At 54.2% G+C, this 22,835-nt stretch carries 19 protein-coding genes; 6 read left to right on the plus strand and 13 right to left on the minus strand.

Features of this window, described 5'->3' with window-relative positions; genetic code table 11:
• Positions 1-7: 7 nt before the first annotated feature.
• Positions 8-739, minus strand: coding sequence for a class I SAM-dependent methyltransferase (locus tag C5Y83_RS28885; RefSeq protein ID WP_105333285.1), 732 nt, complete (start codon positions 737-739; stop codon positions 8-10).
• 423 nt (positions 740-1,162) lie between these two features.
• Here C5Y83_RS28885 and C5Y83_RS28890 point away from each other — a divergent pair, with 423 nt between their 5' ends.
• A complete protein-coding gene (locus C5Y83_RS28890; RefSeq protein WP_233207397.1) occupies positions 1,163-2,653 on the plus strand; it encodes a sodium:solute symporter family protein in 1,491 nt (496 codons plus the stop codon).
• On the opposite strand, the gene C5Y83_RS28895 is transcribed toward C5Y83_RS28890, so the two are convergent.
• The 7 genes from C5Y83_RS28895 to C5Y83_RS28925 form a co-directional block, all read right to left on the minus strand.
• A complete protein-coding gene (locus tag C5Y83_RS28895) occupies positions 2,650-3,411 on the minus strand; it encodes a rhamnogalacturonan acetylesterase (protein WP_105333286.1) in 762 nt (253 codons plus the stop codon). The genes C5Y83_RS28890 and C5Y83_RS28895 overlap by 4 nt on opposite strands.
• 317 nt (positions 3,412-3,728) lie before the next feature.
• A complete protein-coding gene (locus C5Y83_RS28900; protein ID WP_105333287.1) occupies positions 3,729-5,504 on the minus strand; it encodes a sodium:solute symporter family protein in 1,776 nt (591 codons plus the stop codon).
• 459 nt (positions 5,505-5,963) lie between these two features.
• Positions 5,964-6,926, minus strand: coding sequence for a secretin N-terminal domain-containing protein (locus C5Y83_RS28905; RefSeq protein WP_105333288.1), 963 nt, complete (start codon positions 6,924-6,926; stop codon positions 5,964-5,966).
• Positions 6,923-7,465: an anti-sigma factor family protein gene (locus tag C5Y83_RS28910; protein WP_105333289.1), complete on the minus strand. Its 543-nt coding sequence runs from the start codon at positions 7,463-7,465 to the stop codon at positions 6,923-6,925. The genes C5Y83_RS28905 and C5Y83_RS28910 overlap by 4 nt, the downstream gene beginning before the upstream one ends.
• Positions 7,449-7,976 carry an RNA polymerase sigma factor gene (locus C5Y83_RS28915; protein WP_105333290.1) on the minus strand — a complete coding sequence of 176 codons (528 nt, stop codon included), beginning with the start codon at positions 7,974-7,976 and terminating at the stop codon, positions 7,449-7,451. Before C5Y83_RS28915 ends, C5Y83_RS28910 begins: the two co-directional genes overlap by 17 nt.
• A 195-nt stretch (positions 7,977-8,171) precedes the next feature.
• Positions 8,172-8,762, minus strand: coding sequence for a DUF6655 family protein (locus C5Y83_RS28920; RefSeq protein ID WP_105333291.1), 591 nt, complete (start codon positions 8,760-8,762; stop codon positions 8,172-8,174).
• A gap of 215 nt (positions 8,763-8,977) precedes the next feature.
• Positions 8,978-9,349 (minus strand): hypothetical protein, encoded by a 372-nt coding sequence (locus C5Y83_RS28925; protein WP_105333292.1) that lies wholly within the window; start codon positions 9,347-9,349, stop codon positions 8,978-8,980.
• Between the two features lie 567 nt (positions 9,350-9,916).
• Between C5Y83_RS28925 and C5Y83_RS28930 the strand changes: the two genes are divergently transcribed.
• Positions 9,917-10,900 carry a DUF1559 domain-containing protein gene (locus C5Y83_RS28930; protein ID WP_105333293.1) on the plus strand — a complete coding sequence of 328 codons (984 nt, stop codon included), beginning with the start codon at positions 9,917-9,919 and terminating at the stop codon, positions 10,898-10,900.
• A 20-nt stretch (positions 10,901-10,920) separates the two neighbouring features.
• A complete protein-coding gene (locus C5Y83_RS29535; RefSeq protein WP_158262583.1) occupies positions 10,921-11,097 on the plus strand; it encodes a hypothetical protein in 177 nt (58 codons plus the stop codon).
• A gap of 312 nt (positions 11,098-11,409) precedes the next feature.
• Here C5Y83_RS29535 and C5Y83_RS28935 read toward each other — a convergent pair whose 3' ends face one another.
• From C5Y83_RS28935 to rpsD, 4 genes are all read right to left on the minus strand, one after another.
• Positions 11,410-12,795 carry a 2-oxo acid dehydrogenase subunit E2 gene (locus tag C5Y83_RS28935; RefSeq protein WP_105333294.1) on the minus strand — a complete coding sequence of 462 codons (1,386 nt, stop codon included), beginning with the start codon at positions 12,793-12,795 and terminating at the stop codon, positions 11,410-11,412.
• 93 nt (positions 12,796-12,888) lie between these two features.
• Positions 12,889-15,591 (minus strand): pyruvate dehydrogenase (acetyl-transferring), homodimeric type, encoded by a 2,703-nt coding sequence (aceE, locus tag C5Y83_RS28940; protein ID WP_409994605.1) that lies wholly within the window; start codon positions 15,589-15,591, stop codon positions 12,889-12,891.
• 286 nt (positions 15,592-15,877) lie between these two features.
• A complete protein-coding gene (gene lpdA, locus C5Y83_RS28945; protein WP_105333296.1) occupies positions 15,878-17,308 on the minus strand; it encodes a dihydrolipoyl dehydrogenase in 1,431 nt (476 codons plus the stop codon).
• A 199-nt stretch (positions 17,309-17,507) separates the two neighbouring features.
• On the minus strand, positions 17,508-18,116 hold the full coding sequence (gene rpsD, locus C5Y83_RS28950) for a 30S ribosomal protein S4 (protein WP_105333297.1): 609 nt from the start codon (positions 18,114-18,116) through the stop codon (positions 17,508-17,510).
• Positions 18,117-18,495: 379 nt separating this feature from the next.
• On the opposite strand from rpsD, the gene C5Y83_RS28955 reads away from it, so the two are divergent.
• Together C5Y83_RS28955 and C5Y83_RS28960 are read left to right on the plus strand one after the other, a co-directional pair.
• Positions 18,496-19,797: a Gfo/Idh/MocA family protein gene (locus tag C5Y83_RS28955; protein ID WP_105333298.1), complete on the plus strand. Its 1,302-nt coding sequence runs from the start codon at positions 18,496-18,498 to the stop codon at positions 19,795-19,797.
• A 574-nt stretch (positions 19,798-20,371) separates the two neighbouring features.
• Positions 20,372-21,028, plus strand: coding sequence for a PEP-CTERM sorting domain-containing protein (locus tag C5Y83_RS28960; protein ID WP_146117966.1), 657 nt, complete (start codon positions 20,372-20,374; stop codon positions 21,026-21,028).
• Positions 21,029-21,121: 93 nt separating this feature from the next.
• Here the strand turns inward: C5Y83_RS28960 and C5Y83_RS28965 are convergent, their stop codons facing one another.
• On the minus strand, positions 21,122-21,523 hold the full coding sequence (locus C5Y83_RS28965) for a VOC family protein (RefSeq protein WP_105333300.1): 402 nt from the start codon (positions 21,521-21,523) through the stop codon (positions 21,122-21,124).
• 269 nt (positions 21,524-21,792) lie between these two features.
• Here C5Y83_RS28965 and tdh point away from each other — a divergent pair, with 269 nt between their 5' ends.
• On the plus strand, positions 21,793-22,821 hold the full coding sequence (gene tdh, locus C5Y83_RS28970; protein ID WP_105333301.1) for an L-threonine 3-dehydrogenase: 1,029 nt from the start codon (positions 21,793-21,795) through the stop codon (positions 22,819-22,821).
• Positions 22,822-22,835 lie beyond the last annotated feature (14 nt).

Here is a 22,835-nt window from a genome sequence, read left to right on the forward strand (position 1 = left end):
CACCGGATTAGCGAGCCGCTAGGACATGAAGCCAAACCGTGCTCTCTTCGGTTAACGGCCCAAAATGGTAGTCGCCGTACTCCTGCGTCAACGTTAACCCAGCCGCTTCGTAATAAGCCAGCAGTTCGTTGCGGGTTAGCAGTGCGACTTCGTAAACGTCGTGTACGGTTTCGGTTTCCCCGACATAGGTAATCGAACAGACCGAAGATTGACGTGGCAGGTCGCGGACGCAATCAATCGTCAGATCCCATTGTCCCAATTGATCGTCCCAGATTCGGGACGCGTGCTGCTTACTTCGCTGTGCCCAATCAGCGAAGTTGTGTGCATGACAGACAACGATTACTCGGCCACCAGGGGCAAGCGTGGCTCGGGCCTTTCGCAAAGCGGCGATGCGCGTCGCGACTCCAAGAAATTCCGCGAGGACATTGAACCCGAATAGGATCGCATCGACCTTCGGCAGTTCCTCGGTGCTGAGAAAGTCACCCTGGACCAATTTCACGCCCGGGCCTTCCACCGCGAGCCGTTGCCTCGCCACCGAGATCTTGGAGGCATCCAAGTCGATCCCGCACCACTGAACGTTGGGCTGCTGGCGTGCCAAGTACGAAAGAATTCGTCCCGTGCCGCAACCCACTTCCAACGCACTCGTGACGGAACCAATTAGCGACGAGATCGCCGGCAAGTCATCGACAATGTAGCGAGTCCGCAGATCGTATAGCTGAGCACGTCGCAGAGAATCCATCGAGGCCTTTTCGTCAGTTGATCACGATTCTAATGGGGCTTCAGGCTATGGTACGAGCCATTTACCAGATCTGACTTGTCCGAATCTCTCGAAAACCGGTCGACGACTATCATCCTCGACAAATTCGATTTTGACTAATACAAACCTCTTTTCCAAGACCTGATATCGGTCAGTACGACCCAGAAACGTCGAAAAGCATACTGCTAGACAGGCGAAGGTCGACAACCCTCAGCTTCTAGGAACTTGTTTGCCCATCGATTATCGCGTTCTCGGCCAGTCTCTAGGCATGTCTGCCAGGCGAAGATTATGATACGTGGCGACGTTTCGAGGGTAACAAGGGCCACCTAGCTTACTCGATTTTGGAAGTCACCACTCGCATCCACGCGTCCGTGGAATCACTCTTGGTTTAGGATTGGTTCGCCGATGAACCTGGAAATTGATCCGTCTCTCAAGTGGTTGTTGGCGACAACGATGATTCTATACGTAGTCGGCATGTATCTGATCGGATACTACGCCCAACGCAAGATTCATGGTACGGTAGACTTCCTCGTAGCGGGCAGGAAGCTCCCGCTTTCGCTTGCCTGGATGACATTGCTCGCGACTTGGTTTGGGGCAGGCACTCTCCTGGCATCGGCCGACGAAGTTCGCCGTGAAGGCCTGCAAGCAGCCGCACTCGATCCTTTCGGCGCTGGTGTTTGCCTGCTATTGGCCGGGATGTTCTTTGCCGGTCCCTTGTGGCGGATGGAACTCTTGACGGTGCCTGAGTTCTTTCGCCGTAAATTTGGCGTTTCCGCTGAGTTGCTTTCGTCGTGCATTATGGTCCCCAGCTACTTTGGTTGGGTCGCGGCCCAGTTTGTCGCATTGGCAGGTGTCTTACAACTGTTCTTCGGAATCGATCCGATGATCGGATTGACGCTCGTCGCCGTCATCGGAACCGGCTATACGCTGATGGGAGGCATGTGGTCGGTCACCCTGACTGATGCGGTTCAAATCGCCCTGGTGCTGATCGGTCTTCTAATTCTGGCTGCCGTATCGCTGGGCGAATTGGGGGGTGGCAGCATCTGGACTGGCTTGGCCCGCATTAGCAAAGAAACCGATCCGGCGATGCTCGAACCATTTCCCACAAAAAATGTGGCGGCATTTTTAGGTTGGCTAGGCGTTTTTTTGACCGGTGCCTTGGGTAATCTACCTGGTCAAGATTTGATGCAGCGCGTGTTTGCCGCCAAGAGCGCGGCCACGGCTCGTTGGGCCTGTATCGTCGCCGGGCTATGCTACCTCTCATTCGGTTTGATTCCCCTGCTGCTGGCCTTGGTGGGCAATCTTCTGTTTCCGGACGACGTTACTTCCGAGATTTTGCCAGCCCTGGCCCATGCCTTCCTGCATCCTGCGGTTGCTGTGGTATTCGTCGTGGCACTTTTGTCCGCGGTGCTGTCCACGATCGATAGCGCAATTCTTTCCCCCGCGAGTGTGCTTGCCGAGAACGTCTTGGCCAAGTTTTCAGGACATGACTCGCTGACGCTGAATCGACTCTCCGTGCTGGGCGTTGCCTTGTGTAGCTTGGCACTCGCTTACGCTGGCCAAGATGCCTATGCGTTGTTAGAAGCAGCGTACGTCCTGACGCTTGTGGGCCTTTTCATTCCACTGACGATTGGAATCTACAGCCGACCCCAAAATGGTCGCCCTGCTCTGGCCAGCATGATCGTGGGGACAGGAGTCTGGGGGATTCACTTTGTATCCGGACTCGAAACGTTTTTACAGGGCGTGCCGCTTATTGGCGGCTGGGAACTTCCGTTATCTTTGGCTGCCACCGGCTGTTCGTTACTCGCTTACTTCGCGGTGGAACCACCCTGGCGAATTAAATGGGAATCGCCAGAGCGTACATCGACAAATGCCGAGCCTCCTCATCCCAGCTAGTTCTCTGACGGCTTCCAGTGCTTTTCCAACCCAGGTGCCGCTTCACGAAGTGGTTCTAAGACCAGTACGGCCATTGCCCGTGCGCCTTCTTTGTTGAAATGCGTTCGGTCCCCTTTCTTAGGTGACATCCTCGCGCTCGCTTCCGGCCCAAGCTTCTCGGCCAATTCTTTACTCGCCGCGTAAAGGTCAATCAGCGGAACACCCTTTTGTTTCGCGACCGTGCGCATGGCCTGAGCGTACGAACCAAGACGTTTGTTCATATCGAGCTGAGTTTCGGCGATCTTCCCTTCGGCATCAAAGGTGCGACGAACCATCGGCGTAACCAAAATCGGATCCGCGCCGATCATCCGAGCATCGTCTACATAGCGTCGGAGGTTCTCTTGGTAGTCGGTTCGGGAATCGGTTGACTCTGGCCGATCGGCATCGTGCGAGTCGTTATGACCAAACTGGATCAGCACGTAATGAGGATTCTTTGCCAAGGCCTTCTTCCAGCGACCTTCAGCAATGAACGTTTTCGTGCTGCGGCCAGACTTCGCCAGATTCGAGACCTCGACCGATCCATTGTGAAAAGCCTCAGCGATAAACTGTCCCCAGCCACGATCAGGTCGTTCAGCCGGGTATTCGCAAACCGTCGAATCACCAATGATGACCACTCGAACAGGGCCCTCTTCATCCGAATTCGAGGTCGGCTCGTCAGACCAGGCAAAAACGGGAGAAAGCACAAACGCGAGCGTTACGATGGGGGGAAGCATTTTCATGGGGGTGCTCCTTTCGGTGTTTTCACAGACGCTTCTCTACTACCACGATAACGTGGATCAAGAAACGAGAAAGGGTGTTGTCGCGGGACCAAAGGGTCAGGACGGACATCGACCGTACGCCTCGCGGTGGGGTAGCGAGAAGAGGCGAACCGAGAATGAATCAGGCCGATAAGGAACCATCCTTACGCGTTAACCAAGCTTACTATACGAAACGTCCCTGACGCTATGAAAATACCACGCCTCTAATAAGCAAACTGCACGATTAAGCGTCAGCAAGTATCCATTAGCGAAACTACACACCCACAATAGGTATTCTTTTATCGTGGCAGACTTCGCCAGAATCGGACCAGAAGTAAGCCGGTGACGCAAGCCACGACAAAACCAATCACAGCTCCAAGGACGTTCTGCACGATTAAATAGCCGGTCGCAAAGAGTACGCTATAAACACAGACGCATCCTAAAACCATACAAAACAACTCTTGTGGAACTGGCCACGTGGCTGGTGGCGCCTCGGGCCCCATCTCTGGCAGATCAGATTCAAGGGCTTTCCAACCTGGCCCGCCAGGCCGAACGATTTTGCAAAATTCGATCAACGTTTCTCGGTCGGTGGGCTTCGTCAGAAACGTCACGATCATCCAGCCAACCGTCGTGAGAAAGACCCCAAGGACTAACTCCTGCGAAGCATCAAACTGTGGCAAGCCGGTGTGCGGATGAACCAATCGGAAGTAGATCGCGACGAGAAACGAAAACACCATTGCAGCGATTTCACTCGCGGAATTAATCCGCCACCAGAACCATCGCAAGATAAAGATTAGCCCGGTCCCAGCGCCGATTTGCAGGATGATTTGAAAGTTGCCCAGCGCCGTCTCCATGCTGATGGCCAGTGCCCCGGAAAGCAACATGAGCACGAACGTACAAAGACGTCCGACCATGACCTGTTCTTTCTCGCTACTTTTTTCCCTCACAAAACGTTTGTAGAAGTCGTGCACGACATAAGACGACCCCCAGTTCAAGTGAGTCGAAATCGTCGACATGTACGCCGCAATCAACGAGGCGGCCGTTAACCCCAAAAGGCCTGGCGGAAGAAACGTGAGCATCGCCGGATAGGCCATGTCGTTGCCAACTAGCTCTGTGGAATTTGGAAACGCGGCATGCAGCGACTCTAAGTTGGGAAAGACAATCATCGAGCAAAGTGCGACGATAATCCAAGGCCATGGCCGCACCGCGTAATGCACAGCATTAAACAGGAACACAGCGCCAACGGCATTGTCCTCGTTCTTGGCGGCTAACATTCGCTGAGCTACATAGCCACCACCTCCTGGTTCGGCTCCCGGATACCATACGCTCCACCACGCGATCATTAACGGAATGACGGCAATGCTCCACCAATCAGGATCTTCCGTGCTCGGAAAAAAGGAGAGTGACTGCTGCACGTTCTCGTGCGCAAGCAGTCCTGACAAGCCACCGACCTCTGGTTGCTGCAAAGCAACGTACGCGGCTGCTACCGATCCGATCATCGCCAGGATGAACTGGACAAAGTCGGTGATCAATACACCCCGTAAACCGCCGAGCGAACTGTAGATCACGGTCACGATTCCCGCGATGAGCACCGTATAGATCGGCTCAATTCCTAATAGGACGTTACCGATTTTGATCGCCGCCAACGAAACCGAGGCCATGACAAACACGTTGAAGACGATCCCCAGATAAATCGCCCGAAAGCCGCGTAGGAAAGCCGCCGACTTTCCACTGTAACGCAGCTCGTAGAATTCGATATCGGTTAACACGCCCGATCGTCGCCACAATCGAGCGTAAACGAAAACCGTCAACATGCCGGTCAGCAAGAACGACCACCACATCCAGTTTCCAGCAACACCATGGTTACGGACGATGTCGGTCACCAGATTCGGCGTATCTGCCGAGAACGTGGTCGCGACCATCGAAATCCCTAGCAGCCACCACGGCATGCTTCGCCCACCGGTGAAGTACTCCTGGGTATTCGTCCCCGCCTTTCTCGCCACGACCACGCCGACCACAAGCGAAAACACGAAGAACGCGACGATCGACAGCCAATCCCAAAACCCAAGTAGCATCGATAACCTCAAGGAAGTAAATAGCACGCTCAACTCGAGGCAAGGGACGTTTCACATGATCGAGAAACAAACTAGCTTCGCGGTTCGCGTAACCTTGCCTTTGGTGCTAACTCTCTGGTGTTTCTTCCACCGCCAGTTGGGGCCGCTCGATCACTCGACGTTGGACGCCTGACGATGAATCCGTTCTCCGCAACATTCCATTCAACGATCACGGTCGATGGTTTGCCCGGCATTGGCACGATAGGAGGAGGGAAATGAGGTGGGGATAAGGTGGAAGTCAACAACCACAATCGAGGGGGCGATTGGCATGGTTGCGATCTCGCAAGACATCGTTCGGATGTCCAATTCCGAGCCAATCGTAGCGGAGACGCACGCCGTCCGCAAGAATCGTTTCGGCGTTCCTGGAACAGATCGCCATGCCACCACCAGAAGGGGCATGGCAGTAATCCATCTTCGCTGCTACTTGGCCACTTTGACCGGCGTAGAATCTTGTTCTTCAGATACCTTCAAAACAAAGACGGTCGGCTTCACGGTCTCACCGCTGATTGTTGTGGAAGCGACGAACACGAGATGATCGATTTGCGTACGGACGATTGTTTGAATCGAAGTCTTCGATGCTCCACCGGCCGACAAGCGTAAATCGAGCTTGAATGTTTTGTCGCTCAGCGGAGTGACCATCGCCTCGCAGTCCAGTTCCAACGTTTCGGCCCCTTTGATGTTTCTGAACGAGATCATCCCGCTTCGATTCGTACCGTCCAGATAACAAGCAGTCGACGCGCTCGCAACGAGGCTCGGCATCTGGATCCCTAATTTATCTCCCTGCTTACTTAATACCTTTTCTACTTCCTCGGGAACTTCCCTGCCCTTCACTCCCTCGGCGATCCAGTAAACCTCAAACCGAATCGATTTCGCGACCTGCTGTACTTCTGGGCTTGTTGCACGATCGAGACTTTCGATCAATTGGACAATCTCCTCGTGGGCTTTTGTCGATCCGTATGCGACAACCGAGTTCGTCTTGTCATCTACGCCTAAGCGAATACTATTCAAATCGTCACGGCCAGAAAAAACATCTGACAAAACGCCCACCAGTTCAAGAGCTTTCGCAAACTTCAATTGATAGACCCGTAATGTCCCTGGAGATTTCTTCGGCGATTCATCAAGCTTCAGCAAAATGGCTTCGATCAATTCAAGACGCTTGGGCGAACCATTGACGATCAGGTTCTTTTGCTCTGGATTGACGGTGAGCGTCTCGCCATCCGACTTTCCCAAGACGTCTTTCAGCATTCTTGCAGCCGCCTCGGGGTCGAGGTTCTCCAGCTGGAAGACTTTGATCTGCCCCGAATAGCTATTCTCAGGTTCCTGGGCCTGAGTCGCACTCACGGCTAAGCAAATCGAAAACAATGTCAAGCAAACTCGAATCATCGTGATTCTCCAATTCGAGAAGAACTACTTATTGGAAGGGGAATCGTACGAACGAACTCTGGAACAACTTTGACGATCGTGAATTCAGAATTACTAGCGATCGGAACGACGAGTCCCGAACGAGAGGTGACGATCGTCTCTGACGCATTCGCTTCTATCGCAGGAACATCGCGTTTGGATGAAATCGGTTCAACCGAAACAACTTCAACCGGCGGTCTTGGCGTCGGCTCTTTTCTTTCGATGAATGTTTCTCGAAGAACGAAAAAAAATCCCACGCTCGCTGCCAAAGCCAACAACGCAACGACGAGCGAACGCGCGGACAATTTCGCCGGAGCGACAGCATCGACAGCCGGAAGTTCCTTCTCTGGCGTATCGATCAACTCGCAGGCTGTTTTCAGCAAACGATCGACTTGCTGTTGTTGGCGGAGCACTTCCTGGCAATCAGGGCACTCCCGAGCCAACGCGATCCAATCTGCCTGCTCCTCATCGCTGAGATCGCCATCCAAATAATCGTCGATTCGGTTACAGCAGTTCTTCATGATCTCTCCGCGCAGAGCATGGTTCGTCGTTCGTTGGAATCATTTCTCGCATGCGTTTTCGGGCGAGTGAAAGATTCGTCTTCACCGCGCCGCGAGTCATGCTGAGCGTTTCTGCAACCTCGTCCACGCTCAGTCCTTCGACCACACGCAAATGCAAGACCTGTCGCTGGGTGGCAGGCAGACGCTGCATTTCCTCGAACGCTGTTTCTAATTGTTCGTTTATCTCCAGGATCTGCTCCGGAAGATCACCGTGGTCCACCACATCGTGAAGTTGCAATGGATGATTCGTATCTGCCGCTGACTTTCGGATACCATCGATCCATAAGTTATGCGTCACACGAAACAGCCACTTTCGCAACTCAATCCGATCGACAAACGTTCCATTGAAATGCATGGCCCGCAAAATCGCCTCTTGCGCCAGGTCGTCCGCCACCCAACGGTCACGACACAAGCTGACCGCGAATCGGTAAACGTGGGCACGATCGACTTGATCTGGGCGTATCCGATCCACAGCATTGTTGTCGACTTAGGAGTTTTGGTCGTTTGCCTGTCGTACGAATACAGGACATAGAGATAACGTTTAACCCCACAAAAGGTTAAAACGTTTTTCGAGACTTCAACCAAGATTGTCCGAAATCGGCGCGCCGTTGACTACCGTTTTGTCGCCAGCTGTTGATTCTGCGAACCTTAAGAGGAGCGATTGGTCTTAATGGCCAACCCGCGTGCCCGAATGCTGAATTGTGCCCGTGTAATAGGGCCCACTTCCCAGAACCTTGCGTATATCTTGGTACGAATCGGCTCGCATCGCCCCAGAGTGCCAAATCACTAAGCCCGTTTCCTTCTCTCGAGCAAACAAGGACAACTTGGCGACGCCGTATTGTACATCGTCGACACAGAGATAAAGATCTGGCAACCGATCGACATCGGTAATGCCGACGGTGTCTCTGCGCGAATCGGTCCCGTAAGCCGCCAGGCCTGCTTCGACGATGACTTCCGCGTCGTCCCGTGTCTCGGACAGGCGAACGCCAAAACTCCCCATCTGCTCGCGGAGACGGTAGGTCAGATATCCGCTATTGGCTTTACCGAGGCCGGTGGTGTCTAAATAGCAACGTCGATCCGCCAAAAGTGTGAAATCGAAGGAACAGATAACGGCATCGGCAGAGGAATTCATCAGCAGTTGTTGCGTACCTGACTCCGCGGAATCAGTAACACGCACCGTCGAACGGCAACCACCAAAAACGAGCGTCGCCGTACCAAGTGCCAGGCAAACAATTCGATGCTTCCACTGGTTCTTCATACGGCAACTCCTCCCACTGCATTACGACTTCGGTTCCGATCCTCGACAGCCAAGGTAGTGGGCAGACTGCAAGACTCGACTAATTTGGGCTGGCCTAATCAATTTTGGCAGCATAAGAGGCAAAGCCCCAAACACTCCTTCGACACTCCTTTCCTGGCATTTCCAGACGATTCGCCGCGGCCCGCAAAGTCTTCCTAACGCGAAGCAAGTCGCTATCAGCCAAGGTCTCGCGCGAGAAGGTGAAATCGAAAGTCCTTCAGATCGATCAAATCAAGCCGATCTTCCACGGCGTGGAGAACTTCGATCCTCTTTTCGATCCGCGACTTCTTGGATTCGTCAGCGATGACTAATTCGTTCTTCAACTCTTCAATGACTAACCTGATTACCTTCAAACCGTCTGCGGCAGAAAACCAGCGTGGGTTGTCGAATGGAGCGAACGTGAAGTCTTGCAGGGAATGACGATCGTACGCACCAGAATCGGTAACCATGATCGATGCGAACTCAGCCGCATCGATTCCTTCGTTCGGATCGAAATCGAGGGATCCTGCGACGCGAAGATAAAGTCTTTCCGCTCGAAAGTTGGCCATCAACGATTCTCCTGTCCATTTGCCGATGCGTGTTGCTTTCGATCCAAACCAACTGAGCAATTTATCTTAGCAATCCTGGTCCTTCGAGGAGCATTCTAACTTCAATCGACCACTCACTATCTTTATGTCCAAGCCGCGTTCGAGGGGTTCAAGCGCATTGTAAAGACGCCGCGAAGAAATAATGTGGAGTTCGATAGTGCCATGTGAAGTGTCGATGAATTTGGCCAAATCTGGGCCCTGTGTGCACTAGCTAGTTTCGTACATTAACGGCGGCAAGAGCATCACTGCGAATCACTTAGCGTAGTAAGGTTTCGCCAGAAGGGCTTTCGACAGACATTCATTCGGCCATTCGGCCGCTCCTTGTGAGAAAGCCAAACGCACTTATAACCACGGGCATCCAGGCGATGCATTCTCTGAGGCCGGCCAGCATCAGAAGTGCTCTCGCCAACGAATTGGAACCGAGCCCATTGGATACGGGCTTGCTCGGGCCAGGCAGGTGCGCGGTTCCACTCGCCCGCCCGAATTCCTCACCCCCTCCTTCCACTTTTTTCAAACGGAGCCCTTTCTGTGCCCATTACTTCGTCCTATCGACGTGGTTTCACCCTCGTCGAACTGTTGGTTGTAATCGCGATCATTGGTGTGTTGATTGCCTTGCTACTGCCGGCCGTTCAACAGGCTCGCGAATCTGCCCGCCGCATGCAGTGCAGCAACAATCTGAAGCAGCTCGGTCTGGCTGCCCACAATTTCCAAGACACATACGGCTACCTCCCAGGTGGTGCTCGCGACGGCCACACCACCTACGATTGGAACTGTTGCAACTCGCGGCACTCGTCCGGCTGGAGCTGGATGTTCCAACTGCTTCCTTACATCGAGCAAAATGCCATTTACGAACTCGGCAAGTCGGGTGACTCTTCCGATAACGTTGCCAACCCGAATCATTCGAAGGTGGCCGCGACGTTCACGCCTGTTTTCAACTGCCCGTCGCGCCGTGGCATCCAAGCGATCAACGGTTCGTACCGTGCGGACTACGCCGCGAGCGGTGGGGAGTCGAGCAAACCGAACAGCTTGACCAGTGGTCCAGCTGGCGTTATTCGTCAAACCGAATCGACCGGATGGAAAAACACCATCGAACGGATCAAAGACGGATCGTCCAACACGATCATGTTTGGCGAAAAGGCTTTGAACGACAATTCATGGGGTTCGGATGGTGGTGATAACGAACCTTGGAACAACGCCGGTTGGGACCAAGACATCGTCCGTTACGGTGCGTTGATCTACTCCAGCACCAACTACGGTGTTCCTCCGATTCCGGACAAGAAGAGCAACCAGAAGGATTCGGCTGGCAAGTGGGGGTTTGATCCTTCGGTTCCTAATGCCAACACCTGGTTCCCGAACACCGCTTGGCACACCTTCTTCGGATCGGCTCACCCAGCGGGCGCTTTATTCGTCCTCGGTGACGGTTCCGTCCATCACGTTCCATTCAATGTCGACGCCGAAACCATGCGTCGTCTATCCATCGCCAACGACGGCCTGACAGTCGAACTCCCGTAAGAGCAGAGAGAATAACCGCTATGAAGTACGCAGCATTCCTATTGATCCTTTCGGCCCTGTCAGCAACGGTTGGTTGCGGAAGCTCTTCGGAAGCTCCGTCTGGCGACCTAACCACAGAAGCCGAAGCTCAAATCGAAGCCAACGACGCCGCCGTCGAAGAAGCCGAATCGGCTCTCGGCAGCTCGAAGAAGCAGTAAGTCTCGAGCTAGAGCAGTACTCGTGAATCACGGGTAAGAGAATCTGAAACCATAAAGGCGTCCTTGCTCTTAGATGAGTGAGGACGCTTTTTTCGTAGCTTCGCCATAACTCGCCGATGATTCGCCTGAATCTCCAAATGTAGACGGAGTTGCGTTGTTTTCCCGCGAAAAACCTAGTGAGATGATCAACCCTCTCCGTAAGATGCGATCGTTGAGAGACGTCCGCTGAGCTCTTACCGACATTCAAAAAAAAGCCCCTCACATCGTCAAGACGTGAGGGGCTTATTGGTTTGATCGAATATTGCAGTCGAACTACGGGGCCATCAGCAACTTGCTGGGGTTCTCCAGCAGGCCTTTCACTTCGTTCAGGAAGCGACCGGCGGTGGCTCCGTCGACCAAGCGATGGTCGTACGACAGGCTTAGTGGCATCATCAAGCGGGCCACGATTTGGTCCTTGACGACGACCGGCATCTTACGCGAGCGACCGACCAACAAGATCGCAACTTCTGGGACGTTGATAATTGGCGTGGAGTAAGTTCCACCAATCGCGCCCAGGTTACTGATCGTGAAGGTACCGCCCTGCAGAGTCGACATCTCGAACGTGTTGCCACGAATATCAGAGGCCGTCTGCTGCAAGCTGCGAGCGATGTCAGGGATCGACATGCGGTCGGTATTCTTCATGTTCGGAACCAACAGACCGCGATCGGAATCGACAGCGATGCCGACGTTCACGTAATCTTTGTAGATGACCTGTTCCTGCTCCATATCGATCGAAGCATTCAGTTCTGGATGCTCTCGCAGGGCAACCGCAACCGCTTTGATCAGGAACGGCATCGTGGTCAGCTTGACGCCTGCTTCGGCGTAGTCGTCCTTCGACTGTTGACGGAGTTCTTCCAGCGCGGTGATGTCGGCATCGTCGAAGTTGGTCACGCGTGGGGCGGTCGTCCAGCTCTTGGTCATCTGAGCGGCCGTCACCTTACGGATCTTCTTCATCTTCTCGATGCGAACCGGACCGTACTTGTCGGTGTGAGCTTCGCCTGTCAGCGATGGCAATGAACCGGAAGCAGCCGGAGCTGCGGCTTCGCCCTTACCAGCGGAAGACGTTCCTTGGTTCAAATCACGTACGGTACGTAAAACGTCCTCTCGTTCGATGCGTCCATTGGGGCCGCTGCCCTGAACATTTCGCAGGTCGACACCGACTTCACGAGCGAAGCGACGAACGGCCGGTCCAGCCGGAACGCTTTCATCGGCTGCAGGGGCATCGGCAACCGGGGCCGGAGCTGGCTTAGGAGGAGCCACATTAACCGGGGCCGGCTTCGGCGGAGCAGGCTTGGCCGGAGCCGGGGCTGGTGCCTCGGGCGCAGGTTCAGGAGCAGGCTCAGCAGCTTTCGGTTCTTCAGCGGGAGGTGCCGGTTTTTCCGCTGGTGGTGCTTCTTCAGCAGGTGCGGAACCGCCGGATGCGGCTGCATCGAGGGAAACCAGAGGTGCGTGAACCGCGACCGTATCTCCCGCCTTCACGTGAATCTTGGTGACTTTGCCCCCTTGGGTGCTCGGAACATCGACGGTGGCCTTGTCGGTTTCGATTTCGATCAGGGTTTGCCCTTTTTCGATCGTATCGCCCACCGAAACATGGACGGCCAGCACGTCGCCTGATTCGATTCCATCGCCCAAGTCAGGAAGTTGTACGTCTATCGCCATGGTGAATAACCTTGCTAGAGGTGCTTATCTTCATTATCGCCAGTGAAAGCCGCTGGCGGCTGGCCCATTCGGCAGCCGCCCACGCTACCGCAATTATGCGAAGTAGGGATTCGGCTTGTCGGCGTCGTAGTTCAAATCCTTGATCGCCTTGGCCACTTCGGATCGCTCGATCTTTCCGGTACGAGCCAATTCATAAAGAGTGGCAATGACGACCGATTCGGCGTCGACTTCAAAGTGGCGACGCAGGGCCTCGCGGGTTTCGCTACGGCCCATCCCATCGGTACCCAAAGCCACCATCTGGCCAGGCAGGTAAGGACGAATTTGTTCGGCCCATGCTCGGACATTGTCGGAAGCAGAGATGAAGGGACCTTCAACCCCTTCCATGACCGTTTCCAGGTACGACTTCTTCGGCTCTTCGGTTGGGTGGAACATGTTCCATCGTTCAACCGATTGCGAGTCGCGACGAAGTTCGGTGTAACTGGTCACAGCCCACACGTCGCTGGCGATGTTGTACTTCTCGGCCAGAATCTGGGCTGCATCGAGGACGCAACGGGTAATCGTACCGCTTCCCATGAGCTGAACCGTTGCTCGCGGCTTTTCTGCAGCTTGGTTGCTCAGCTTGTAAATACCGCGGATGATGCCTTCCTCGGCACCAGCAGGCATCTCAGGGTTGACGTAGTTTTCGTTACCGACGGTGATATAGTAGATCGCCGTTTCGCCCTCGGCGTACAGCTTCTTCATACCGTCGAGAACGATCACCGCCGTTTCGTAAGCGTAGCAAACGTCGTAAGAACGAACCGTTGGGAATGCGATCGCATTCAGGTGGCTGTGGCCGTCTTGGTGCTGAAGCCCTTCGCCGTTGAGGGTCGTACGACCGGCGGTACCACCGATCAAGAAGCCCTTGGCACGCGTGTCAGCCGCACACCAGACGAGATCGCCGATGCGTTGGAAGCCGAACATGCTGTAGTAAATGAAGAACGGAATCATGTTGATGCCGTGCTGCGAGTAGGCATTGCCTGCCGCGATGAACGACGACATCGAGCCCGCTTCGGTGATCCCTTCTTCCAGAATCTGACCGTCTTTGGCTTCCTTGTAGTACATCAGCTGATCGGAGTCGACCGGCTCGTACAACTGACCGGAGTGGGCATAGATACCGACTTGGCGGAACATACCTTCCATACCAAACGTCCGCGATTCGTCCGGGACGATCGGCACGATCTGGTTACCGATGTTTTCGTCCTTGCACAGCTTGGTCAGCAGGCGGACGAAGCCCATCGTGGTCGACATTTCCTTGCCGCGGCTTCCACCGAGGAATTCTTTGTACTCGTCAATCGAAGGAACCTTCGAAGTCGGCACGTTCTTCGGACGGGAAGGAACAGGTCCACCCAATTCTTCGCGACGCTTCTTCAGGTAACGCATTTCGGCGCTATCTTCCGGCGGACGGTAGAACGGTGCTTTGACCACTTCTTCGTCGGAGATCGGAATGCTGAAGCGAGTTCGGAACTCTCGGAGTTCTTCCTCGTTGAGCTTCTTCTGGTTATGGGTGACATTACGGCCTTCGCCCGCTTCGCCCAGTCCGTAACCTTTAATCGTCTTGGCAATGACGACGGTCGGCTTGCCCTTGCATTCCGTGGCAGCCTTGTATGCGGCGTATACCTTTTCAGGGTCGTGGCCACCACGGACCATCTTCTGCAGACGTTCGTCGGAGTAGTTTTTGACCAGTTCCAACAGCTCAGGGTATTTGCCGAAGAAATGCTTACGGATGTAGTCACCACTTTCGACGACGTACTTCTGGTACTGACCGTCGACCACTTCCTCCATGCGTTTGACGAGCAAACCTGATTTGTCCGCTTCCAACAGCGGATCCCAGTCGCTACCCCAAACCACTTTGATTACGTTCCAACCGGCACCGCGGAAGACCGCTTCCAGTTCCTGGATGATCTTACCGTTACCACGAACCGGACCGTCGAGTCGCTGCAAGTTGCAGTTGATCACCCAGGTCAGATTGTCGAGTTGTTCACGCGAAGCCAGGCTGATCGCACCTAGCGTTTCTGGTTCGTCACACTCACCGTCACCGATAAATGCCCACACACGCGTCTTACTGGTGTCTTTCAAGCCGCGATCGTGCAAATAGCGGTTGAAACGGGCCTGGTAGATCGAACAGATCGGTCCCAAGCCCATGCTGACCGTTGGGAATTCCCAGAATTCGGGCATCAACCAAGGATGCGGGTACGACGACAGCCCCATCACCGGCTGCAGTTCGCGGCGGAAGCATTCGAGGTTTTCTTCCGTCAGACGACCTTCCACAAAGGCTCGCGAGTAGATACCTGGCGAAGCATGGCCTTGGAAGTAAACCTGGTCCCCTTCGTAGCCGCTGCCGCGACCACGCAAGAAGTGGTTGAAAGCAACTTCCACGAGGGTCGCACTGGAAGCGAAAGTGCTGATGTGACCACCGAGACCTTCAAAGTTCTTGTTGGCCCGCGTCACCATCGCCATCGCGTTCCAGCGAATGATGCTTTTGATGCGACGTTCAAATTCGCGATTGCCTGGGTAAGCAGGCTGATCCGAAGAGTGGATCGTATTGATGTACGGCGTGTTGGCGGCGAATGGAATATCGACGCCACGAGCATGTGCTCGGTTTTCTAAAGCGGAAAGAAGGAACCGAACCCGATCCTCCCCTTTGCCTTCCAATACGTAATCGAGTGAGTCGAGCCACTCTTGAGTCTCTGCTGGGTCGACGTCGGCTGCGAAAGTCGACGGGTTGTTCCGCATCAGATTCTCTTCGGCTGGCATCATTTTGGCGTTCGCCATGCAACTTCCCTTTTTTCAGTCCGTTGCTTCACGCCAGGAAAAGACGAATATCTTGACCATACCTTCGTGGCAAGGCCATCACTGGCGAAGCAACCCTCGATAACTTATCTCAAAGATCGAACTCGGTTATGTCCGAGGTAGGCTTCGAGTTTGAATTCTACCGCGCAGGCGGCGTTTGTCAGCGAGTGGGAGGCAAACCCCTCCCGTCTTCTGCAAACGTTAAATTCAGCAGAAGCCTGATTTATACCACAAGTCGTTTGCTTAGACGAGCTTACGACTTCTTTTTTGGCTTGTAAATCTCGGTGGCCGTCCCGAAAAATACCTCGCCCGCGTTCATGACCGTTTCGCTCAAAGTCGGGTGAGGATGGATCGTGGAGGTCAAATCGAAGACTTCGGCACGCATCTCCAACGCCAAAACGGCTTCGGAAATCATCTCGCCAGCCCCAGGACCAACGATACCGCAACCGAGAACTCGGTTGGTTTCGGGGTCGATCACCCACTTGGTCATTCCTTCGGTGCGGCCCAAAGCCTGAGCACGACCGCTGGCAGCCCAAGGATAGATGGCGACATCCACCTTCTTACCTAACCGCTTAGCATCTTCTTCCATCAACCCAGCCCAAGCAATTTCAGGATCGGTGAAGATAACGGCGGGGATCGCAGCAGGCTCGAACGAGACTGGATGACCCAAAATCGCTTCGACGGCAGCCCTGCCTTCGTGGGTGGCCTTGTGGGCCAACATCGGGTTGCCCGTTACGTCGCCAATCGCGGAAATCTTGGGATCGGCGGTTTCCAGCTGCTTGTTGACTTCAATGAAGCCGCGTTTGTCGACGACAACACCTGTGTTTTCCAGACCGATACCCTTTGTGTTCGGCCAACGTCCGATCGAAACCAGGACGCGATCGTACTTGAAGGTACCGAATTTCGCTGGTCCCTCGAAAGCAACTTCCACCTTACCGTCGCGGTCGCCAAGCGAACCAACCTTGGTATTCGTGAAAATGCGATCCTCGAACAGTTCGGTCAGCTTCTTCTGCAGCGGTTTAACCAGATTACGATCGGCACCTGGGAGCAGGCCGTCGGTCAGTTCGACGACACTCACCTTGGTACCCAAGTGAGCGTAGACGGAACCTAACTCGAGTCCGATGTAACCACCACCAATCACGAGCATGGTTTCTGGAATGTCTTGCAGATCGAGAGCACCGGTCGAGTCCATGACGCGTGGCGAATCGATCTGAAACGCAGGCGGCATCGCAGGAATCGAACCGGTCGCGACAATCGCCCGATCGAAAGTTAGCTTGCCCCCTTCCGGAATCGAAGGATCGTCACCTTCGAATTCCAAAGTGCTGGAATCAACGAAGGTCGCTTTCGCTTTGATGACGGTAACGTTTCGCTTCTTCGCGAGTTGCCCCAGACCAGTTGTCAGCGACTTGATCACGCCTTCTTTGCGGGCGCGCAGTTTGTCGAGTTCGATCTGGGCTTCGCCGAACGTGACGCCCCAGTCTTTGTTCAACTCGTGCACTTCGTCGATAACGCGAGCCACGTGCAACAGGGCCTTAGAGGGGATGCATCCCCGCAGAAGACAAGTCCCACCGAGGCGAGGTTCCTTCTCGATGAGGGTGACTTCCATTCCTTCGTCGGCAGCCAGAAACGCCGCCGCGTAGCCCCCGGGACCACCACCGATGACCGCCAATTGGGTATGAGCCATGATGTCTCTCTAGCAAACTTTCTTAGGCATTGATTGAGATTACGCTCTTGCGACGCGAAAGTGGGGAGATGCGCGGCAAGTCCTAGCGTAACAGAGGCATATTGAACCAAAAAAAAAGGGATTCCGCGACGGGCCAACGTGCCGGAATCCCTTTGAAGTTACGATTTGGTGAGAATTGCCATGAAATGGCTCGCGAACATTAACGCGACATGAATTCGACCACCATGTTCACGTCGACCGGCAGGCTGATGTCTTCAGGGCCTGGGACGCTGTCGAACGTTGCCGAGAGCGTTTCTGGATCGGCCGAGAGGAACGAAGCCTGTTCTCCCGAGGCGTCGGCGTGGATGCTGCGATAAAGGATCTGCAGCTTTTCACGGTTGCGGACGCTGACCACGTCGCCAGGACGTAGCTGATAGGAGGGCTTGTCGACCTTGTGGCCGTTGACCAGGAAGTGACCGTGAACGATCCCCTGGCGAGCCTGACAGCGAGTCAGTGCCAAGCCGGCACGACGAACCACGTTATCCAAGCGACGCTCGCACAGGGTCAGCAGGTTTTCACCGGTGTTACCCTTGCTGTGCTTGGCGTGGTCGAAGTAGCGACGAAGCTGCTTCTCACCGATGCCATAATAGTGCTTGATCTTCTGCTTTTCCATCAACGCAGCACCGTAGTTAGACGGGCGCTTCGGACGGTTGTGCATACCTGGGGGGGAAGGCCGGCGATCGGCAGCGCGCATTGCACCGCGGCTCTCGTAAATGACTGCACCGAGACGACGATTAACTTTGGCCTTCGGACCGGTGTAATGGCCCATGAACGATTAACTCCTACGTTACTTTCCCAGGAATCACCAACTGTCGATCGCAGCGGGAATATCGATTCCTACATCCACGATTGTTCCCCTGATCAGATACTCGGTCAGGGTGGAAACCACACATTGTGCCGAAGCTTGCATCCTTTGACAAGGGGTTACGACAGGTTGCCACAAAATTGCTTTCGTTGGAGTGAAAAACTTTAGATACACTCGTGAAATAACAAGGAAAAACTATCCGGAAATGGGGAGATATTCCGAGACATCTGCTGTAATTTTGAAATTTCAGCGTGTGACGCAGTGATTCCACGCGTTATCCTAATGTTTCCCACCCCCTCTTCGCTCTTTCCACCTTCTGCTCCACTGACAAGGACCTCCCTCTATGAGCAACCCGAAGATTAATCGTCGATTTTTCTTGAAATCCACCGCGACGGCGGCGGCGATCGCTGGCACCGGCTTTCATCGCCTGGCAAGTGCCGCGGAATCGAAATCCCCCAACGAACTGCTCGATGTGGCCTGCATCGGCGTCCAAAACCGAGCTTCGGCCAACGTAAGTGGCGTGAGCGGTCAGAATATTGTCGCGATGTGCGATATCGACGACAAATATCTGGATAAAGCTCTGCAGCAATATGCTTCCCAGAAATCAAATAAGTACAACGATTTCCGCGTTCTGCTGGACAAGGAAAAGAACATCGATGCGGTGGTTGTCAGCACGCCTGACCACACGCACGCCCCCGCTTCGATGTGGGCAATGCAACTCGGCAAGCATTGCTACTGCGAAAAGCCCATGACCCATACGGTTCACGAAGCCCGCGAAATGACCAAGCTGGCCGTGAAAAACAAGCTCGCCACGCAGTTGGGCACGCAAATCCACGCCGGGAATAACTATCGTCGCGTTGTCGAAGCCGTTCAGGCCGGCGCCGTTGGTGATGTGACCAGCGTCGACGTTTGGGTTGGCAAAGGCTGGGGTGGCGGTACGATCCCGACCGACAAGCCACCGGTTCCCAAGAATGTTCACTGGGATTTGTGGCTCGGCCCAGCCGCATACCGTCCTTATTCACCTGTGTACATGCCAGCCAACTGGCGTCGCTGGTGGGATTTCGGTGGCGGCACGCTCGGTGATATGGGCTGCCACTACATCGACTTGGTTTTCTGGGCTTTAAAGCTTAAGTATCCAACTGAAATCAGTGCAGAAGGGCCAGAGCCAGATCCTAATACCGCACCGCTGGGCTTGACCGTGAACTACAAGTTCCCCAAGACCGACGTTGCTCCTGCAATTGAGATGACGTGGCGCGATGGTGACCACACGCCGAAAGAAGTCGGCGGTCACAAAGTGCCAGGTTCCGGCGTCATGTTCCATGGCACGAAAGGCAAGATGTTCGCCGACTATGGTGGATTCAAGCTTTATCCAGAGGACAAGTACGCCGACTGGAAGGCTCCAGAAGAATCGATCCCCAACTCGATCGGTCACTACGAAGAATGGATCAAGGGCTGTAAAGAAGGTACGCCAACCACGTGTAACTTCTCGTATTCCGGTCCGCTAACGGAAACCGTTCTGTTGGGCAACGTCGCATTCCGTAGCGGTGGCCCGATTAAATGGGACGCCGAGAACTTGAAGGTTACGAACAACGAGAGCGCCAATCAGTTCATCGAACGCAAGTACCGCGAAGGCTGGCGAATCTAATTGAGCTTCTGCTCGCAGGACAAATCGAGAGCCCAGGCCAGCCACTTCGCTTGCCTGGGCTTTTTTTATGCCTCACGCCTCCCATAGAACGCATATACACCATACACCCCATGCAAACCAATCCGCCTATTATGCCATGGCATATGACATGAAATAGCATATGGAGACTGCAAAATGACAAGGAACGAGAAAACATTAGTCGAACTGTCGCGTGGCCAATCTCGAACTTACAACTTATGGGCGCGCTTCTGACAAAGGTTGGGAAATGTAAGCTGGCTCACCATTTCCTCCTTAATTTCTAGACTCAAATGGACTTCACGCCACGAGATGGGCAATGCATTTTTTCCGCAGCGAAACAGCTGACCGTCAACCTGCGAACAATAGACAAACAGGGGAGAATTATCCTTCTGAATAGTTCACATAACTTTGCGCAAACATGCGGCTTATACCGAAATTCGTGTGACTACCCGCTTGCGATTTGTATATCATCAATCGCGGAACCGGGATGCATCAAAACAATTTGATTTCGGATGCCAGCTTACAGAGTAAGAGCCAATTGCAAGGGATTGAACAGATGAGGCAGATTCAATGGGCATTTCTATGCCTGGCAGTTGTCGGAATTGCGGCAGGGCAATTAACGGCTGGGATGATGGGGCCCTACAAATTCTCGATACCATCTCACTTTCAAGATTACGACCCAGGATCGACTAAATTCCCGTTCGGTCCTCCGTCGTCCTTCACACCTCGTAGCAAGCCATCGTCCAACCCGATGAGTTGGAATCCCAAGAAGGTAGCCACCAGCGGCCATCATTACTCACCTTCTATCCCAAAAGTCGATCCACACGCCTGGAAAAAGATGGAAGGACCAGGCAAGCATTTTGCATTCCCCGGTCACAAACCAAGCGACTTCACTTGCTTCCCTTTTCCATGGACGCCAAGCCCCAAGCCGGGGCCTGGCTCTTCCGACTGGTGCGATGACTTCGGCTCTGGCTTCCCGTCCCACCCCGGATTTCCTAAGCCTGGATACCCGAAACCAGGCCACAAATTCCCGCCATATTGCCCTCCCCCATTCTGTCCGCCACCGTTCTGCCCACCTCCTTATTGTCCTCCGCCAGAATGCCCCACGACCGTGCCTGAACCCACATCGTTTGCCTTGTTTGGGCTCGGTGCTTTAGGGATGGGAGCCGTCACGCGCTACCGACGACGCAAGAAACGGGAATTGGATCGATAGTTTCCGCCCAGACGTTCAGATTCACAAAAGGCCGCAATGAAACGACGTTCGTTGCGGCCTTATTCGTGGACGGCACTCCGCCGGCGAATGCGACTAATCGAGAAAAGGGGGATCGGCGGGATAAACGGCGACTTCAATCGAGTGTCCATCGGGATCTTGAAAGAACGTCTGATGAATATTGCCAGCATTGACCCGCTGAATGAAAGGAATGCCATGCTCGTTGAGGATCTCGATTAGTTCGCTGGTATCGGCCATCGCAAAGGCATAATGATCGGCCCGCGAGTTCGGTTGGTCGCCTCCTTCGTAGGCATACTCCGTTTCCAAGATGTGGATCTGGATACCGTAGCCGACAAGCCAAGCCCCAGGGAAATCAAATGGGGGACGTTCGACCTCACGAAAGCCAAGTACATCGCGGTAAAACGCTGTGCTGGTCTTAGTATCACGAACGGCCAGGGCTAAGTGATTCAATCCAAGGATGGGGAGCGGACGGGGCATGCTCAAGATTCCTTCGTCAAAGTGGGTGTCTCGTACGATTCCAACATAGTGGAATGCCCCTCCGGGCGAAACGCAGCCACGCGAGATCGTGGTTACAGTTGCCACTGTCACCAAACGGTTGTTTAGCTGTTAGCCATTTTTCTCGATCTACGCTCATCTTTGTTCGCGTGAATCGCTCGTCTGCCATTCGCGTTTCGCGATGCGACGTTACAATCAAAGCTTGGCAACCAAATGTTCAACTTTGCGCAGAGTTCTCTTAGGACCGATTTATGAAGGCGCTGGTCAAGCGGCACGCGGAAAAAGGGTTGTGGCTGGAAGACGTCCCGGAACCAACCATTGGGATCAACGACGTTCTGATCAAGGTGCTTAAGACAGGCATCTGTGGGACCGATGTCCACATCTATAAGTGGGACGCCTGGGCTCAGAAAAGTGTACCGGTCCCCATGGTCGTTGGTCACGAATTCGTAGGCGAGATTGTCGAAGTTGGTTCGAACGTCGGCGTGTTTGAACCAGGGCAGATCGTCAGTGGCGAGGGCCACGTCGTTTGCGGTCACTGTCGGAACTGCATGGCCGGTCGCCGACACCTTTGTGCCGATACGAAGGGCATTGGTGTCAACCGTCCGGGTGCCTTCGCCGAGTACATTTCCGTTCCAATGACCAACGTTTGGCATCATGCCGACGGTATTCCACTCGACGTCGCTTCCATCTTCGATCCCTTCGGCAACGCGGTTCACACCGCTCTCACCTTCCCTGTATTGGGCGAAGATGTGTTGATCACCGGGGCCGGGCCAATCGGCTGCATGGCGGCTGCCGTGGCCAAACATGCGGGGGCTCGCTTCGTCGTCGTGACCGACGTGAATCCCTGGCGTTTAGAACTTGCCAAGAAAGTGGGCGCGACTCGCGTAGTCGACGTTCGCAACGAAAAACTTGCCGACGTCCAGAAGGAACTGGGGATGGTCGAAGGATTCGACGTCGGCTTGGAAATGTCTGGCAACGCGGCCGCTTTCCGTGACATGATCGCCAACATGTGTCACGGTGGTAAGATCGCAATGCTGGGGATTCCGCCTGAGGACATCTCGATCGACTGGAATGACGTGATCTTCAACATGCTGACGATCAAAGGAATCTATGGTCGTCAGATGTACGAAACGTGGTACCAGATGACCGTTCTCTTACAAGGCGGACTCGACATCGAACCAATCATCACGCATCGCCTTAATTATCGCGAGTATGAAAAAGGGTTTGAAGCGATGTTCTCTGGTCAATCGGGCAAGGTCGTGCTCGATTGGACCGAGTAACGTTCGGTAGTAAG

Origin of the sequence: Blastopirellula marina (genome assembly GCF_002967765.1) — a bacterium.
In the GTDB taxonomy this organism is placed as follows: domain Bacteria; phylum Planctomycetota; class Planctomycetia; order Pirellulales; family Pirellulaceae; genus Bremerella; species Bremerella marina_A.